This window comes from Pseudarthrobacter sulfonivorans (assembly GCF_001484605.1).
GTDB classification, from domain to species: Bacteria; Actinomycetota; Actinomycetes; order Actinomycetales; family Micrococcaceae; genus Arthrobacter; species Arthrobacter sulfonivorans_A.
The window spans coordinates 1,786,375-1,803,779 of the sequence record NZ_CP013747.1 but is presented as its reverse complement, the minus strand read 5'-3'; the positions used below and the strand labels follow the sequence as shown (position 1 = coordinate 1,803,779).

At 64.8% G+C, this 17,405-nt stretch carries 17 protein-coding genes and 1 tRNA gene; 17 read left to right on the top strand and 1 reads right to left on the bottom strand.

Annotation, left to right across the window (positions count from 1 at the left end):
• Nucleotides 1-5 precede the first annotated feature (5 nt).
• A tRNA-Phe gene (locus tag AU252_RS07925) sits at nt 6-81 on the top strand.
• Here the strand turns inward: AU252_RS07925 and AU252_RS23820 are convergent.
• On the bottom strand, nt 52-384 hold the full coding sequence (locus tag AU252_RS23820) for a hypothetical protein (protein ID WP_157768953.1): 333 nt from the start codon (nt 382-384) through the stop codon (nt 52-54). The genes AU252_RS07925 and AU252_RS23820 overlap by 30 nt on opposite strands.
• A gap of 103 nt (nt 385-487) precedes the next feature.
• On the opposite strand from AU252_RS23820, the gene AU252_RS07920 reads away from it, so the two are divergent.
• The 16 genes from AU252_RS07920 to AU252_RS07845 all read left to right on the top strand — a co-directional run bounded on the left by AU252_RS07920 (nt 488) and on the right by AU252_RS07845 (nt 17,331).
• On the top strand, nt 488-1,594 hold the full coding sequence (locus AU252_RS07920) for a LacI family DNA-binding transcriptional regulator (protein WP_083510313.1): 1,107 nt from the start codon (nt 488-490) through the stop codon (nt 1,592-1,594).
• 76 nt (nt 1,595-1,670) lie between these two features.
• Nucleotides 1,671-3,344 carry an ABC transporter substrate-binding protein gene (locus AU252_RS07915; RefSeq protein WP_058930246.1) on the top strand — a complete coding sequence of 558 codons (1,674 nt, stop codon included), beginning with the start codon at nt 1,671-1,673 and terminating at the stop codon, nt 3,342-3,344.
• Between the two features lie 101 nt (nt 3,345-3,445).
• The gene (locus AU252_RS07910) at nt 3,446-4,423 is read left to right on the top strand and encodes an ABC transporter permease (RefSeq protein ID WP_058930245.1); all 978 of its coding nucleotides are present in this window, start codon (nt 3,446-3,448) and stop codon (nt 4,421-4,423) included.
• Nucleotides 4,424-4,431: 8 nt separating this feature from the next.
• Nucleotides 4,432-5,457, top strand: coding sequence for an ABC transporter permease (locus AU252_RS07905; RefSeq protein WP_058930244.1), 1,026 nt, complete (start codon nt 4,432-4,434; stop codon nt 5,455-5,457).
• Nucleotides 5,454-6,431 carry an ABC transporter ATP-binding protein gene (locus AU252_RS07900; protein ID WP_058930243.1) on the top strand — a complete coding sequence of 326 codons (978 nt, stop codon included), beginning with the start codon at nt 5,454-5,456 and terminating at the stop codon, nt 6,429-6,431. The genes AU252_RS07905 and AU252_RS07900 overlap by 4 nt, the downstream gene beginning before the upstream one ends.
• Entirely contained in the window at nt 6,428-7,480 is a 1,053-nt protein-coding gene (locus AU252_RS07895) for an ATP-binding cassette domain-containing protein (protein WP_058930242.1), read from the top strand. The genes AU252_RS07900 and AU252_RS07895 overlap by 4 nt, the downstream gene beginning before the upstream one ends.
• Nucleotides 7,477-9,036: a glycoside hydrolase family 32 protein gene (locus tag AU252_RS07890; protein WP_058930241.1), complete on the top strand. Its 1,560-nt coding sequence runs from the start codon at nt 7,477-7,479 to the stop codon at nt 9,034-9,036. The genes AU252_RS07895 and AU252_RS07890 overlap by 4 nt, the downstream gene beginning before the upstream one ends.
• 458 nt (nt 9,037-9,494) lie before the next feature.
• Nucleotides 9,495-11,090, top strand: a complete 1,596-nt coding sequence (locus tag AU252_RS07885; RefSeq protein WP_058930240.1) for a glycoside hydrolase family 68 protein — start codon at nt 9,495-9,497, stop codon at nt 11,088-11,090.
• 120 nt (nt 11,091-11,210) lie between these two features.
• Nucleotides 11,211-12,887 (top strand): glycoside hydrolase family 32 protein, encoded by a 1,677-nt coding sequence (locus tag AU252_RS07880; RefSeq protein WP_058930239.1) that lies wholly within the window; start codon nt 11,211-11,213, stop codon nt 12,885-12,887.
• Nucleotides 12,888-12,958: 71 nt separating this feature from the next.
• Nucleotides 12,959-13,456: an Asp23/Gls24 family envelope stress response protein gene (locus AU252_RS07875; RefSeq protein ID WP_058930238.1), complete on the top strand. Its 498-nt coding sequence runs from the start codon at nt 12,959-12,961 to the stop codon at nt 13,454-13,456.
• Entirely contained in the window at nt 13,453-13,644 is a 192-nt protein-coding gene (locus AU252_RS07870) for a hypothetical protein (protein WP_056348767.1), read from the top strand. The genes AU252_RS07875 and AU252_RS07870 overlap by 4 nt, the downstream gene beginning before the upstream one ends.
• On the top strand, nt 13,641-14,021 hold the full coding sequence (locus AU252_RS07865) for a hypothetical protein (protein ID WP_058930237.1): 381 nt from the start codon (nt 13,641-13,643) through the stop codon (nt 14,019-14,021). Before AU252_RS07870 ends, AU252_RS07865 begins: the two co-directional genes overlap by 4 nt.
• 23 nt (nt 14,022-14,044) lie before the next feature.
• Nucleotides 14,045-14,662: a DUF6286 domain-containing protein gene (locus AU252_RS07860; protein WP_099093435.1), complete on the top strand. Its 618-nt coding sequence runs from the start codon at nt 14,045-14,047 to the stop codon at nt 14,660-14,662.
• Nucleotides 14,659-15,270, top strand: a complete 612-nt coding sequence (locus AU252_RS07855) for a hypothetical protein (protein WP_058930235.1) — start codon at nt 14,659-14,661, stop codon at nt 15,268-15,270. The genes AU252_RS07860 and AU252_RS07855 overlap by 4 nt, the downstream gene beginning before the upstream one ends.
• A gap of 106 nt (nt 15,271-15,376) precedes the next feature.
• The gene (locus AU252_RS07850) at nt 15,377-15,682 is read left to right on the top strand and encodes a hypothetical protein (protein ID WP_058930234.1); all 306 of its coding nucleotides are present in this window, start codon (nt 15,377-15,379) and stop codon (nt 15,680-15,682) included.
• Nucleotides 15,683-15,990: 308 nt separating this feature from the next.
• Nucleotides 15,991-17,331, top strand: coding sequence for an ABC transporter substrate-binding protein (locus AU252_RS07845; protein WP_058930233.1), 1,341 nt, complete (start codon nt 15,991-15,993; stop codon nt 17,329-17,331).
• Nucleotides 17,332-17,405: the final 74 nt, after the last annotated feature.

Below are 17,405 nucleotides of genomic sequence, written 5' to 3'. Positions count from 1 at the left end.
ACCTAGGCTCTGTAGCTCAGTTGGTAGAGCGTTCGACTGAAAATCGAAAGGTCACCGGATCGACGCCGGTCGGAGCCACCACTGGGAAGCATCAGTTCTTCGGAACTGGTGCTTTTCTTCTTTAACCCCATCATCGATGACGAGGCTGCCTCCGGCCTGCGACGCGCACTCTCGCCTGCGAAGCGCAAGCGGTCCCGTGAAGCGCAGATGCTCCTGTGACGCGCAGATGCTCCTTCGACGCGCATATTCGAGTGTCGTCATGGTTCTTGCGAGTCCATGGCGAATTTGCGCGTCATAAAGGAAGCCCGCACGAGGCGCCTGACCATCGAGGCCGAGCACGGGGCGTTCTGAAAGTTTTTCAAGCAAGCCGTTGACAACGATCAACTAACGCGCGTAACCTAAATCACACGTCGCATGTAACGCGCGTTAGTTGTAAGCGATCCGGCCAGTCATCAGACGGGCCCCACATGGAACCCCGGAGCATTCAATGGCGAACAGCACCACACCCGCACCCGCTGCGGAGGCCGGCGCAGTCGCGGCAACGACGGCGGCGCCCCCCGCGCACCGGGGCGTCACCATGGCGGATGTGGCCAAGTACGCCGGAGTGTCCCGAACCGCTGTGTCCTTCGTCCTCAGCAACCGGGAGAACGCCAACGTCTCGCAGGAGACCAAGCACCGCATCCTTGAAGCCGTCCAAACACTCGGCTACCGTCCCAACGCCGGTGCCCGGGCGCTGGCCTCTAAGCGAAGCGACTGGTACGGAATCGTCACGGAGATCGTCACGGCACCGTTCGCCGTCGACATCATCAAGGGCGCGCAGGACCAAGCCTGGCTCTCCCGCCGGTTCCTGCTCATCGCCCCTTCAGACCAGGCCGATGCCGTAGGACCCAACCAGGGGATGGAGGATGCAGCATTTGAAAAGCTGCTGGAGCAGAGGGTGGAAGGACTTCTGTATGCGGCCACCTTCCACCGGGCCGTGCATGTTCCGAAAAGCGCCAATGAGGTGCCCACTGTCCTTATCAACTGCTTCGACGCGGACGGGAAGCTGCCCTCGATCGTCCCGGACGAGCGTGCCGGCGGGCGCGTCGCCGTCGAACGTTTGCTCCAGGCCGGCCACTCCAGGATCGGTGTCATCAACCTGGATCCGAACATCCCCGCCGCCATCGGGCGTTTGGAAGGGTGCCGCGAAGCGCTCGCCGGGGCAGGGCTGGAACTCGATCCTGATCTTGTAGTCCCGGGATACGCGACGGCGGACGGCGGCTACGAGGCCGCCTGCGAAATTCTGGATAAGTTTCCGGCTGGGGCAGGCAGGCCGACTGCTCTGTTCTGCCTCAACGACCGGATGGCTATGGGCGCCTATGACGCCATCAAGGAGCGCGGGCTCGCCATCCCCCAAGACATCGCCGTGATCGGCTTCGACAACCAGGAACTCATTGCGGCCTACCTCAGGCCCAAACTGACCACGGTTGCGTTGCCCTTCGAGGAGATGGGTGCGCTGGGTGTCCAGACACTCGCAAGCCTTACAGCAGGACAGCCGATCACTGCACATCAGCAAATGGTCGACTGTCCGCTGCTAGAACGCTATTCAGTCTGACGGCAAATCAACTACTGAACAGCAACCCCCAACCACCTTCACCTTCAGCGATGAAGAGAGGAAAGAGATAACCATCATGACACAACAGCGATTCCTCAGGTCTGCCCGAATCACGGCGGCCAGCCTGGCCGTGGGAGCCCTCCTGCTCACCGGCTGCGCAGCCAACCAGGGCACAACAGGCGCCACCGGCGGCTCGTCAGAGAGCGCACTTCTGACCATTCCCCGTGAGGACATGGGCACGTTTGTCCAGAACTTCAACCCCTTCGCGCCCACTGTGAACCCCATGGTGCAGCAGGCGATCTACGAGTCCCTCCTGATCTTCAACCCGGTCAAGGGGGACACGACGCCATGGCTCGCCACTGAGTGGCAAGCGGCTGACGACGGCAAGTCCATCACGTTTACCCTCCGCGACGGCGTGAAGTGGTCCGACGGAAAGCCGCTCGTGGCCGATGATGTCGCCTACACTTTCGACCTGCAGAAAAAGATCAAGGGCGGCTTTGAATACCTCGAAACGGTGACCGCCGACGGCGCCAACAAGGTCACCTTCAGCTTCAACAAGCCCTGGTCGCCGGCGCTTTACGACTTGGGCCAGCTCACTATCCTGCCCAAGCACATCTGGTCCGCGCTGGCTGACCCGGGCAAGGACGCCAACGCCAAGCCGGTAGGCACCGGCCCGTACACCGAGGTGGACAGCTTCCAGGCCCAGTCCTTCGTGCTGAAGAAGAACCCCAACTACTGGCAGCCGGAAAAGCAGAAGATCGCCGGCATTAAGATGCTTGCTTTCGCCGGGAACGACGGCGCCAACCTCGCCGCCGCGAACGGCGACGTCGACTGGGCGCCGCAGTACATGCCGAACATTGAAAAGACCTTCATCTCCAAGGACAAGGAACACCGCCAGTACTGGTTCCCGGCCACGGGCGCGACGATCAACTGGCAACTCAACACCACCAAGGCACCCTTCAACGATGTTGACGTCCGCAAGGCACTGAGCATGGCCGTGGACCGCGACCAGGTGACCAAGATCGGCATGAGCGGCTACGCGAAGCCGGCCGACTGCACGGGCCTTTCCGGCAACTATGAAACCTGGAAGAACAAGGAAGTCCAAGACAACTGCGACTGGACCAAACTGGACGTGGACGCCGCGGGCAAGTTGTTGGACAAGGCAGGCTACGCCATGGGTGCCGACGGCAAGCGCACGCTGAAGGACGGCAAGCCCTTCGAATTCAAGATTTCCGTGGGCGCGTCATCCTCCGACTGGCTGTCCGTGGCCAACGTGATCTCTCAGAACCTCGCGGAAATCGGGGTCACGGCCAAGGTTGATTCCCCGGACTGGGCCTCCGTCGTGGCGGGCTACGAGACCGGCGACTTCGATTCCGGCATCGTGTGGAGCGCTAACGACCCCAGCCCGTACAAGTACTTCAACAACGCAATGGGCACCGCATCGGTCAAGCCGGTGGGGACCAAGACGTTCGACAACTACCACCGCTTCGGGGACGCCAAGGCAGACGCGCTCCTCGCCGAGTTCGCGGTGGGGGCGGACGAGACCAAGCAGCGGGACATCGCCAACAAGCTTCAGGAAAGGTACAACGACGTCGCACCGCTGGTCCCGCTGTTCTCCGGCCCAGTATGGGGCGCCTTCAACGACACCCGTTTCACCGGCTGGCCCACGGAAGAGAACCCGTACGCCACGCTGTCCGACCGGGCACCCACCACTGTCTTGGTCCTGACCTCGCTGGAACCGCGCAAGTAGCGCAAATTCCCCACTAAAACACCCGGCGGGCCCGTGCCACTGCCATCGCAGCTACCGGGCCCGCCACCCAAACTTCCGCAATTCCCGAATGGAGGGAAACCGTGCGCTTTATCCTGCGCCGCCTGGGTTTCTACCTGATCGCCTTCTGGGTGTCCATCACCTTGAATTTCCTGCTCCCGCGCTTTATGCCCGGCGACCCCGTGTCCCGGATGTTCGCCCGGACACAGGACCGAATGCAGCCCGAACAGATCGAGCACCTTCGCAAACTGCTCGGCGTGGACGACCGGCCGCTCTGGGAGCAGTACGTCGGCTACCTCCACAACATGCTAACCGGCCAGATGGGTGTGTCCATCTCCCGCTTCCCCGCCCCCGTCACGGAGGTGATCGGCTCGCAGGTGGGCTGGACGCTCCTGCTGGGCGGGACCGCGCTGGTGATTGCCGCCGTCGTGGGTAACCTGCTGGGGATCCTGGCCGCATGGCGCCGCGGGGGAGCCGTTGACTCGGCGCTCCCGCCGCTGCTGATCTTCATCGGTTCCTTTCCCTACTTCTGGCTCGCCATGGGCGCCCTCTACCTGTTCGGCGTCACGCTGGGCTGGTTCCCCATCCGGCACGCTTTCAGCGACACTATCGAGCCGAGCTTCAGCTGGGCGTTTGTGTCCGACGTCGGCATGCACCTGGTGCTGCCGGCCCTCACCATCGTGCTGGTCTCGATCGGCGGCTGGATGCTGGGAATGCGCAACACGATGATCGCCACCAACGCCGAGGATTACATCACCATGGCCGAGGCGAAGGGCCTGCGCCCGGGCCGGATCATGTTCCGCTATGCCGCCCGCAACGCGATGCTGCCGTCCGTGACCGCCTTCGGCATGAGCCTGGGCTTCGTGGTAGGCGGCGCGATGCTGACCGAGGTGGTGTTCGCCTACCCGGGTGTCGGCTACCAGCTGCTGGCCGCCGTGCAAGGGCTCGACTACCCGCTCATGCAGGGCTTGTTCCTGACCATTACTGCCGCCGTGCTGCTGGCCAACTTCCTGGTAGATATCCTCTACGTCCGCCTCGACCCGCGCGTGCGCAGCAACTAGGACTGATCATGACCACTTCCATCGCAAACACCGCTTCCAGCCTGCCCGGCGAGACCCTCGCAGATCCGGTCACCGGCAAAACGCCCGACGGCGGTACCGGGCTTCCGCCCGCGGTTTCCGTCCGGCAATCCAACCGGAGCCTCCTCCACGGGCTGCTGACCAACAAGAAAGCCATGACCGGCGCGGCCATCCTTGTTGTCTTCATCGCGCTGGCGCTCCTGGCCCCGGTTCTCTATCCGGACAACCCGTCCAAGATCACCGGCATGGCGTCACAGGAGCCGGACGCCGAATACTGGCTGGGCACCACGGCCAAGGGCCAGGACGTCCTGGCCCTCACCATCCACGGTTCCCGCAGTTCCCTGTTTGTGGGCCTGACTGTGGGGTTCGCCTCGACCTTCATCGGCATCCTGGTGGGTCTCGCCTCCGCATACTTCGGCAAGTTCATCGACGAGGCCCTGTCCCTCACCACCAACGTCTTCCTGCTGCTGCCGGGCCTGCCGCTGCTGGTGATCCTGGCCGCGTTCCTGCCGCCCGGTCTTGGCACCGTAATCCTGGTCCTGGTGGTCACCGGCTGGGCTGGCTCCGCCCGGGTGCTGCGCTCGCAGGCGCTGTCCATCCGGTCCAAGGACTTTGTGGCCGCTGCCGTGGTCACCGGCGAACGGCCGCTCAGGATCATGTTCGGCGAAATCCTGCCCAACATGGCCTCCATTGTTATGGGCACGCTGCTGGCCTGCATCATCTACGGCATCGGCGCCCAGGCCGGCCTCGAGTTCCTGGGCCTGGGCGATGTCAGTACGGTCTCCTGGGGCAACAACCTCTACTGGGCCGGCAACGAAGGTGCGCTGCTGACCGGCAGCTGGTGGGTCTTTGTCCCGTCCGGCGTGTGCATCGCACTGGTGGCCTTCTCGCTGGCGCTGATCAACTACGCGGTGGACGAAGTCACCAACCCGCGGCTGCGGAAAATCCGCAAACCCAAGTCCGATAGGCCCAAGCCCACCCAGCCCGTCCCCACCGGAAAGCGAGTAGCGGCATGACCGTCTCCCAGACTTCCCTCGGCTCGCACCAGCCCGTCCTGGAGATCAAGGACCTCACCGTGAAGTACCGCGGCGATACCCGGTCCACCACCGCCGTCGACCGCGTCTCCTTCAGCATCGGCGCCGGCGAGATTTTCGGCCTGGCCGGCGAATCCGGCTGCGGCAAATCAACCATCGCGAACGCCATCATGCGGCTGCTGCGCGACCCCGCGGAGATCGCAGGCGGCAGCATCCGCTTCGGCGGCAGGGACGTCCTTTCGCTGAGCAAGGAAGAGCTCCGCCGGTTCCGCTGGCAGGACGTGGCCATGGTTTTCCAATCGGCCATGAACTCGCTCAACCCGGTGATGACCATCGGCGACCAGATTGTCGACATCTTCACCACGCACGCCGGCTACTCCCGCAAGGAGTCCCTGCGGAGGGCCGCCGAACTGCTGGAACTGGTCCGGATCGATCCCGCCCGGCTGAAGTCCTACCCGCACCAGCTGTCCGGCGGCATGCGCCAGCGCGCGGTCATCGCCATGGCCGTGGCACTGAAGCCTTCGCTCCTGATCCTCGACGAGCCCACCACCGCCCTGGACGTGGTGGTGCAGCAGGAAATCATGGCCCAGATCAAGGACCTGCAGCACCAGCTGGGCTTCTCAGTCCTCTTCATCACGCACGACATGTCCCTCATGGTGGAACTCTCGCACCGAATGGCGGTGATGTACGGCGGCAGGATCGTGGAAACGGCCAAGTCCAGGGACATCCATACCGCCCCACGCCACCCGTACACGCAGGCGCTGATGGGAGCGTTCCCACCCCTGACAGGGCCGCGCGTGCCGCTCACCGGCCTGGCCGACGGCGTGAAGTTCAGCAACATCGCCGACCTCCGGGAAGCGGCTCCCGGGCATTTCGTCGCCCCGGTTTCCCCGGACCAGATTCCTCAGGCTCAGACAGCCCAGAACCAGCCCGCCCTGGAAGGAGCACACTCATGAGCAAGCACAGTGAATCACCGGCCCTGGAAGCCCCGGCCCTTGAGGTACGGGGCCTGGTGAAGGATTTCCACAGCGGCGGGCTGTTCTCCCGTGCCACCGTGCGGGCCCTCGGCGGGGTGGACCTGAGCATCGGCAGGGGCGAAATCGTGGCCCTCGTGGGGGAGTCGGGCTCCGGGAAGAGCACCCTCGCCCGCTGCATTGCGCGGTTGGAAAAGCCAACCTCCGGCCAGATCCTGCTGGACGGCACGGACGTCCTGAAACGGGACCGGTTCCAGGCATCCAGGGAATACCGGGCACAGGTGCAAATGGTGTTCCAGGACCCGTTCGGCTCCCTGAATCCGGTCCACCGGATCGAACACTTCCTGACGCGTTCCCTCACGCTGCACGGAAATGCCGGGACCCCGGACCAGCTGCGGACCAGGCTGGACGGACTGATGACCACCGTGGGACTCACCCCGGACATGCTCAATTCCTACCCGCATGAGCTCTCCGGCGGCCAGCGCCAGCGCGTGGCCATCGCCCGGGCGCTGGCCGTGGAACCCGAGGTGATCCTCGCCGACGAGCCCACCTCCATGCTGGATGTCTCGGTCCGTATCGGCATCCTCAACCTGCTGCGCGGGCTCCGGGACGGGAAAGGCATCTCCATGCTCTACATCACCCACGACCTTGCCTCGGCGCGCTACCTCGCCGACCGCATCGCCGTGATGTTTGCCGGTGAACTCGTGGAGGAAGGCGAATCGCTGGACCTCCTGGCGAACCCGGCACACCCCTACACCCGGCTGCTGGTATCGGCCGTTCCGGACCCTGCCCGCACCGGATCCTACGATCCCTCCGAGCGCGCCGCGCTGCGGGCGGCGGTGATGGAACCGGCGTCGTGCGCTTACGACGGCGACCCGCAGCAGCGGTGCTCCTCCGCCGAACCCGTGCGGCACCAGGTGGGCGATCCAGCCAACCGTCACTGGGTCCGCTGCCACCTGTACCGGCCGCCCGCCGCCGCAGCCAGCCACGCGCTGGCGACCGACCCCCTGGAAGAAATGGTTTCCGCATGACCGGCCTGACCCATCCCCTGGCCACCGTGCCGCAGGACGAACTCGTGATCCGCGCCGAGGCGGACCCGCACCGGCCGCGCTTCCACTTCGTCTCGCCCGCGGGCTGGCTCAACGATCCCAACGGGGTCAGCCAGTGGAACAGCACCTACCACCTCTTCTACCAGTACAACCCGGAGGGCGCCTTCCACCACCGCATCCTCTGGGGCCACGCCACCAGCACGGACCTGGTCACCTGGACGGACCAGCCAATCGCGCTGGAACCCACGGACGCCCCGCACTCGGCGGACGCTGACGGCTGCTGGTCCGGGGTGCTGGTGAACGACGGCGGCACGCCCACCCTGGTGTATTCAGGCCGGCGCGGGGAACACGAACTGCCCTGTGTGGCGGTCGGCTCGCCGGACCTGCTCACCTGGACCAAAGCCCCGGAAAACCCTGTGATTGCGGCCCCGCCGGCCGGGGTGGACGTCACCGCCTACCGGGACCACTGTGTGTGGCGTGAGGGTTCCCGCTGGCGCCAGCTGGTGGGCTCGGGCATCCGGGGACGCGGCGGCACGGCGTTCCTCTACGAGTCAGCTGACCTCCGGACCTGGGACTACATCGGGCCGCTGTTCATCGGCGACGCGTCCGCCGGAGATCCCGCGGCGACGGACTGGGAAGGGACCATGTGGGAGTGCGTGGACCTGTTCCGCGCCGGCTCCGGGACGCTCGGTTCCGACGGCGGTGCGGCCGATGACGTGCTGGTCTTCTCCGCATGGGACGACGGCGACACCCGGCATCCGCTGTACTGGACCGGGCGGTACGAGGGCGACTCATACACCCCGCGGCAGCTGCGCCGGCTGGACTATGGCGGACGCTACTTCTACGCGCCCCAGTCGTTCGCCGACGACGCCGGCCGCCGCGTGATGTTCGGGTGGCTGCAGGAGGGCCGGACGGACGAGGCCATGGTGGAGGCAGGCTGGTCCGGCGTGATGAGCCTGCCGCGCGTGGCGACCCTCGACTCCGAAGGGGACCTGGCCTTTGCGCCGGTCCCGGAGGTCGAGTCGCTCCGCCGGGACCACGTCAGAATCGGGCCGCGCGAAGTGGCCGGCAGCGACGTTCTCACCGGGGTTTCCGGCAACCAGCTGGACGTGGAACTGGACCTTGAACTGGAGCCGGGGAGTGTCTTCCGGCTCGGGATCCTGGCTTCCGCCGTTTCTCCGGCCGGAACCCAGAGCTCCGCCGAGGAGACCGTCATCGAGGTGGGCCGCGCCGCCGGAAGCAGCGGGGAGTCATGGCTGCGGCTGGACCGCTCCGGCAGCAGCCTGGACCATTCTGTGGACGCGGAAGAGCGGTCAGGGCCAGTGAACCTGCCCGACGGAAAGCTTCACCTTCGAGTACTGGTGGACCGCTCCGCCGTCGAGATCTTCGCCAACGGCAAGCCCCTGACAGCCCGGGTCTATCCCACCCTTGGCGGGACTGCCGTGCGGCTGTCCGCTATCGGGAACGTGCGCCTGCGGCAGCTCGACGCCTGGCGGATGGACGACGTTTTTCGGGGGCCGCGCCCGCTGTTCCCCTAGCCACCCGCTGCCGCCCGGCACCCCATCGATTGTTCCGTAGAAGCCCTTTTGGGGCTTCAAAACGGCCGTTACCGAGCAACCGAAGAGGAAAAGCAGGCAAACGGCAGGTGAATCTTCTCACTAAAACAGATTCGACTTGAAACATTTGACGCTGCCACTCCGATATGGAACGCGCGCGCAATCAGAAATGTAAGCGCTTGCATCAAATGTCTGACATGTGGCATTTCGGTCGTGAAACACGGTTTGTAAGGCCCTCGCCGGCTGCCTAGCGTAGAGGCGGGCCAGGGAAGAGATATCGTTCCTGGCCCTGAAGCGGGGCCCTACCCAAGCCCCGTACCCCTCGACACAACGGCGTCCTCGATGACGCCTGTTGCGTCGTCGGGGCTGCCGGAGTTTCGAGGAACAGGGCACCTGCCCGTCTTCCACGAATAGTTTCAACTCCGCGAGAAGAGCAAAACATGCACAAGCACCCTCAACCTGTCCGGATGCTGCGGTGGCGCCCTGCCGCCGCGGCACTGGCTGCAGCTGTAGTGGCATCGGTCTTCCTGGCCGTTCCCTCAGCGCAGGCCAACGAGCCGGCGGATCCGCCGGCCGCGCAGCAGATGCCGGCCCCCACCCCGGGCTTCCCACTGCCCAGCACGCACAGCCAGCAAGCCTATGACCCGGCGTCGGACTTCACCTCGAAGTGGACCCGCGCGGACGCTAAGCAGATCATGGCCCAAAGCGACTCCACAGTGGCTCCCGGCGTGAACTCCATGAGCCCGGACGTCACCATGCCGGAGATCCCCGAAGACTTCCCCACCATGAATGACGACGTCTGGGTCTGGGACACCTGGTCCCTCACGGACGAAAACGCGAACCAGATCAGCTACAAGGGCTGGGACGTCATCTTCTCCCTCGTGGCCGACCGTGACGCTGGCTACGGCTTCGACCAGCGCCACTGGAACGCCCGGATCGGCTACTTCTTCCGCAAGACCAACGCTGACCCGGCCACGGACAAGTGGAACTACGGCGGACACGTCTTTGCTGACGGCGCCTCCATCGGCAACACGGAATGGTCCGGTTCTACCCGCCTGATGCAGGGCAACCACGTCAACGTCTTCTACACGGCCACCACGTTCTACGACGTGGCCGAGCGGAACGCCGGCGGCGGCGGCATCGCCCCTGACGCTGCCATCGCCAAGGCCCTCGGCAACATCCACGCCGACCAAAACGGCGTCACCTTCGACGGTTTCACGCACACCAAGCTCCTTGAGCCCGACGGCGAGATGTACCAGAACAAGGCCCAGAACCCCGGCTTCGCCTTCCGCGATCCGTACACGTTCGAGGACCCGGCACACCCCGGCAAGACCTACATGGTCTTCGAAGGCAACACCGGCGGCACCCGTGGAGAATACGAGTGCAAGGCCGAGGACCTCGGCTACCAGCCGGGAGACCCCAACGCCGAGAACCTCAATGAGGTCAACAGCTCCGGCGCCTACTACCAGACCGCCAACGTGGGCCTGGCAGTGGCGGACAACAAGGACCTGACCAAGTGGTCCTTCCTGCCGCCGATCCTGTCCGCGAACTGCGTCAACGACCAGACGGAACGCCCGCAGATCTTCATCCAGAACGAAGGCGGCAAGAACAAGTACTACCTGTTCACCATCAGCCACCAGTTCACCTACGCGGCGGGAATGCGCGGCCCTGACGGCGTCTACGGCTTCGCCGGTGACGGCATCCGGTCGGACTACCAGCCGATGAACAACAGCGGCCTGGCCCTGGCCTCGCCCACGGACCTGAACCTGCCGTCCGAATCCCCGGAAAGGCCAACCCCCAGCCAGAACGGCCGGCAGTTCCAGGCCTATTCGCACTACGTGCAGCCGGGCGGCCTGGTGCAGTCCTTCATCGACAACGTGAACGGTGTCCGCGGCGGATCCCTGTCACCCACCGTGAAGATCAACTTCCGCGACGGAATCTCACAGGTTGACCGCACATTCGGCCAGAACGGCCTTGGCCCGTTCGGCTACCTGCCCACCAACCTCAACGTCGGCGGTGCCGGCCACTACAAGTGACCGGCATTAACGGTGACCGGCACCAGCAGTAGCCGGCACCTCCCCTGACCGGGGCGAAATCAGTAAACGGGGACGTCCGTGACATTCACGGGCGTCCCCGCCTCAAATTTTAGGATCCCCATGCTTTTCTTCACCGCTTCCCGGCCGCACCTGAGCAGCCCGGACAGACGCAGGTCCAGCAGACCGGCCCTTTCCGCCGTCGTCGCCCTGCTCCTGGCGGTGACAGCCGCCGGCTGCACCCCTGATTCGCAGAACGTGAATCCCGACGCCGGGAGCCACCCTCCTGAGGGTTCCTCCCAAGGTGCCGCCACGCCGTCGGCCGGCGATCCCTGGCGTCCTGCGGCGCACCTGACGCCGTCAAAGAACTGGATGAATGATCCCAACGGCCTGGTGTACGAAGACGGCACCTACCACGCGTTCTACCAGTACAACCCGAAGGGCAACGACTGGGGCAACATGTCCTGGGGCCACTCCACCAGCACCGATCTTGTGCACTGGGCGGAAGAGCCGGTGGCCATGGAGGCCACGGAGACCGAGGAAATCTTCTCCGGCTCGATCGTGGTGGACACGGACAACACCTCGGGGCTGGGCAGCAAGGACCGGCCGGCCATGGTTGCCCTATATACGAGTGCCTACAAGGACAACGCCCCGCTGCCCAAAGGCTCCCAGGCCCAGTCCGCCGCGTACAGCCTCGACCACGGCCGCACCTGGAAGAAGTACCAGGACAATCCGGTGGTGGATCTGCAACCCTCTTCGCAGAACTTCCGCGATCCCAAAGTCACCTGGTACGAGCCGGGACAATACTGGGTCATGACCACCGTCGTGGCCGACGACCACGTGGTGAAGCTCTATAAATCCAAGGACCTGCTGCACTGGGACTTCCTCAGCGACTTCTCCGGTGTCGGCGCCCAGGGCGGACTGTGGGAGATGCCTGAACTCCTGGAGGTTCCCATGGAGGGGACCGACGAACGGCGTTGGGTCATGCTTCTCAGCATCAACCCGGGGGGCATAGCCGGCGGCTCAGGCATGCAGTACTTCACGGGAGAGTTCGACGGCGTGACGTTCCGCGCCCAGGGTGCCGCGGGTCCGGACGCTCCGCTGCAGGACCACCAGTGGGTGGATTACGGCGCGGACTTCTACGCGGCCACCACCATCTCCGGCGCCCCCGGCGGCAAGCCCGTCCTCTTCGGCTGGATGGGGAACTGGGACTACGCCCAGAAGATGCCCACCACCCCGTGGCGCGGCGCCATGGCAATTCCCCGCGAACTGACGCTCTCCGGCAGCGGCAGCAACGGTATCGACGACGGCGGCAGGCCCGTCTTGCGCTCGTCCATCGCCGCTGCCCCCGCTGGAGTTTTGTCCAGTGGAGCTGCCTCCGAGCGGCAACTCACCGTTGCCGATGAAAGCAAGCCGCTGGGGGAGGACTTCTCCTCCAGGTCCCAACTCCTGGATGTTGAACTGACGCCGGACGGTGCTGCGGAGGCCGGAATCGAACTGCGCGGGCTCCAGATCCGCTACCAGGCGCAGTCCGGCACGCTGACGGTTGACCGGTCCGCGGCAGGGACCTCAAACTTTTCGGACAAGTTCAGCCCCTACCACCAGGTGAGCGTCCCGCTCGTGGACGGAAAACTGAAGCTGCGGATCCTGCTCGATACCTCCTCGGTGGAAGTGTTCGCCCCCGGAAGCGGCACTGTTGTCACAGATCTCTTCCTGCCCGACTGGTCCAACACTGACACTTCGGTGTTCAGCGAAGGCGGAAAGACCGGATTTACGCTGACCGGCCGGAAGCTGGCCTGACTCGCCACGGATTCCCGTGCGTTCCCACACGCAGGGGATAGGGTTGGGAACAACAGAAGGGGAAGTGTCTGATGGAATACCAGAACCCACAACCCGATGCGGGCGTCGAGCGCCAGCATGCTACCAGCCAGCCTGCTACCAGCCAGCCTGCTACCAGCCAGCCGCCCGTGCCCGGTCATGGCCGCACCGTGATCGCTGAGACCGCCGTGGCAAAAGTTGCCGGCATCGCTGCCCGTGCCGTGCCCGGCGTCTATTCATTGGGCTCGGCTCCGTCGCGTGCGCTGGGGGCCATCCGGGACGCCGTCGGCAGTTCGGACCATGCTACTGGCGTCCGTGCCGAGGTCGGTGAGACGCAGGTGGCGGTGGACATCAGCCTGGTGGCCTCCTACGGGTCGCCCCTGCATTCGCTGGCCGATCAGGTCAGGGCAGCCGTTTACCGCGCGGTCGAGGAACTCGTCGGCCTGCAGGTCATTGAAGTGAACGTCGAAATAACCGATGTCTATGTGGCGCCGCCGGTGAAGGCCGGAGCCCCCGCCGTCGCCGTCGTCGAGAGGGAGGCACTGCTGTGAATCTGACCGTTGTGGGGATCGCCATGGGCGCCTTCGTAGCGTTTATGTCCTTCCAGTTCGGGCTGTGGGGCTTCCTGGTCTCGCTCCTCTTTATGGCCGTCGGCGCCCTCCTGGGCCGCGCAGCGGAAGGGAAACTGGACCTGCGCGGCGTCCTGGATGCCATCATCGGCCGGCGCTCCTCGTCATGACGTCAGCCGCACCATCCATCCAGGGGCGGGTCCTGGGCGGACACAACCGCATCAGCACGCAGGCCCTGACCAGCCTTGCCAGGACAGCGGCCGCGGAAGCCCTAGGTGTGGAGCCCCACGATGTCCGGGCGGACTGGACGGACGACGACGGCCTGCTGGCTCTGTCATTGGTGTCACCTATCAGGATCCCGCCGCTGGCCACTGTGCTCAGGGACCCCGGCCGGGTCGCCGCGTTCGGCGGATCCATTTGGGACCGGACGGTCGATGCCAAAACCAGGATCCTTTCGACGGTCACGGCCCTTAGCGGTGCGAGTCTGAGCAGGGTGGATATCCGCATCAGCGGCGTTAAGCCGATCGAGGGAGGCCGGGTCCAGTGAGCGGAGGATCAGTGGACGGGGACCTGGACTCGAGGCCAACAAGCCGCGCCCGGGCCCAGCCGCAACCTGATTTGCGCCGGGTCGTCTACCGGGAAACCCATTCCTCCCGGGCAGCGGTAGCAATAGTGGCGGCTGTCTTGGTGATGGGCCTGGCCGGCTACGGTCTTCTCGAATCGGCTGTGCACGCCATCGGGCAGCCGGCCTGGCTGATCGAACCACAGCTGGCGGCGGAGCGCATCGTTGCACTTCCGGCGGGTATCCCGCCGTTGCTGCTCGGTGCCAGCGGTGCCGTAGTAGCCATGGTGGGCATGTTTTTCCTGCTCAACGCCATCCTGCCGGGAAAACGGGCCCGGCACGTGCTGAACGGCATCGGAACTTCGTCCGCCGTGGTGGTCGATGACGAGGTCATCGCCTCCGCACTGGCACGCAGCGCACGGCTCGCTGCCAATGTCACCCCGGAGCAGGTCATGGTGGTGGTGTCCCGGCGGCAGGCTATCGTCAACGTGCGCCCCACCTCAGGGGTTCCAGTAGCGGAAGCGGCGGTGCTGGCCGCAGTCCAGGACGAACTCAGCGGGATGTCACTGGTCCCGGTACCTGACGTCCGCGTGAACATTTCCACCGTAGGAGTGATTGGAGCATGACGGCCACACCCTCGCTCCTCAACCGGATCCTGCTGGGCATCCTCGGCCTCAAGCTGCTCGCCGTGGGCATCCTGCTCGTTCTGCTGGCCACGGTTCCACCCGTAGGAACCTGGTGGCATGCCTGGTCCGGATCGGCCTGGCGCAGCGTTAACCAGGCCTTCGACAACACCCGTTTTCCAGGACGTCCGGAAAGCTGGCTCTGGATTGTGATGGCGCTTGCCCTTGTGGTTCTGATCGGGCTGATGGTTGCCTGGATCGCGCAGCAGGGCAAAGGCCGGAGCAACGTGTTGGTGGCTGAGTACGATCCCGGCACAGTGGCCGGGGACGTCCGGATCAGCGGGGGAGTAGCGGAGCAGGCGTTGAAGCACGCCTTGGCTGAACGGCCCGATCTGGCGGGTGCCACGGTGGCAACTTACGATGTCCAGGGCAGCCCTGCCTTGAAAATCCGGCTCCAGCCGCGCCAGGGCGTGGCGCCGCATCTCCTTGCGGCCGAGGTCTCTGCCCTGGTGGACGCCTTGGACCAAGTGGTGGGAAAACAGACACCCGTCCTGATTCACATTGGTGCCGGGGCCAGGACACGGTTCAGCCGCGCTGAGCGCGTCCGTTAGTGTGATCCGGGGGACATCGGTTCGTGCCGATGCCGGCGAACATCGCCAGGCAACGGGCCACCACCACTGTCCGGATGGAAATAACCGGGGAATCAAGGAGAACACTATGACCGAGCAAGTAACTGGCAGCGGAGCGGCAAGCGAAGGCGCGGCAGAAAAGGCCAAGGAATTCGCTGGCGAGGCTGCGGAGAACGTGAAGGAGTTCGCGGGCGAGGCCACGGAAAACGTGAAGGAGTTCGCGGGCGAAGCTGCAGAAAACGTCAAGGAGTTCTTCGCCGGTGACGTGGCTGAGAACGCCAAGGAGCTTGCTGGCGATGTTACTGAAAACGCCAAGGAGCTGGCCGGCAGCGTGACCGAGAACGTGAAGGGCTTTGGCGCGAAGATCGCCGGTCTGTTCAAGGGCGGCAAATAGGCCCAACCATGGGGTATACCCCACGATGCCTAAAGGGCGCCGCGTTCCCCGGGGAGCGCGGCGCCCTTCCTTATGCTGCCTGTGGCAGCATAGCCGCACGTCCAAGGCGTCTCGCCGTCTCGGACAACATCGCTGCTGCGCCCAAACTCCGGTGGGCTGGGGCCTAGATATCCTTTCGGACACAACCGCGTGTAAACGCTTGCATTCCTTGCCGGGGCCTGATTAGTGTGTGAGTCATACCACGTGAAGATGTCGGTCACCTTAGTCTCACCTGTTGAAGTTCTGTAACTCACCGAGGAGTCCTCAGTATGAAAAACCGCAAATACCTGCTTCCGGTTGCTGCCACCGGAATTCTGGCGCTCGCCCTGACGGCCTGTGGTCCCGGCGGGGGCGGTGGCGGCACCACCACCGGCAGCGACTGCTCTGCCTACGAGAGCTACGGCAAGCACGACGGCAAGACCGTCTCCGTCTACTCCACCATCGTGGACATCGAAGCTACTAACCTGGAAACCGCCTGGGCAACGTTTGAGGAATGCACCGGGGCAACCATCAAATACGAGGGCAGCAAGGAATTCGAGACCCAGATCGGTGTCCGGGCCAAGGCAGGAAACGCCCCGGACGTCGCCATCTTCCCGCAGCCAGGCCTCCTGGCCGATCAGGCCAAGGCAGGCGGCCTGAAGCCGGCTCCGAAGGCAGTCTCGGATCTTGTGGACAAGAACTGGTCCGCTGACTGGAAGAAGTACGGCACGGTGGACGGGACCTTCTACGCGGCACCGATGCTCGCGAACGTCAAGGGTTACGTCTGGTACGCCCCGAAGACGTTCAAGGACAAGGGCTGGGAAGTTCCCAAGACCTGGGACGAAATGATGACCCTGTCGTCGAAGATCGCCGATGACGGCACCATGAAGCCGTGGTGTGCCGGCTTCGAATCCGGCGAAGCGACCGGCTGGCCGGGCACTGACTGGGTGGAGGACGTAGTCCTCCGCGCCCAGGGCCCCGAGGTCTACGACCAGTGGGTCACGCACGGGATTCCGTTCAACGACCCCAAGATTGTGGATGCGCTGAACCAGACCGGCGAGATCCTCCTGAACTCCGACTATGTCAACGGCGGATTCGGCGACGTTCGTTCAATCCTGACCACCGGCTTCGCGCAGGCAGGCCAGCCCGTCCTCGATGGCCAGTGCGCCATGCACCACCAGGCCAACTTCCAGGCCGCCAACTGGCCGGAAGGGACAGCCGTGGCTCCCGATGGCGACGTCTGGGCTTTCATGACGCCTCCGATCGACCCCAGCAAGGGCCAGGCAATCACCGGCGGCGGCGAGATGGTGGGCGCTTACAAGGACACCCCGGAGGCGCAGGCCTTCCTGGCTTACTTGGCCAGCGCCGACTTCGCCAACAACCGTGTCAAGCTCGGTGGTGTCATCAGTGCCAACAAGGGACTGGACCCGGCGAGTGCCCAGACGGAACTCGACAAGCAGTCCATCGCACTGCTCCAGGATCCGGACACCGTCTTCCGCTTCGACGGCTCTGACCTGATGCCCGGCGCCGTGGGCTCCAACTCCTTCTGGAAGGGCATCGTTGCATGGATCAACGGCACTCCCGCCCAGCAGGTTGCCGACAGCATCGAAGGCAGCTGGCCTAAGAGCTAACCTCCTTCGCATCGCGCCCTTGGGACAACAGGTCCCAAGGGCGCGATGTCGATTCCGAACAAACTGATCCACGC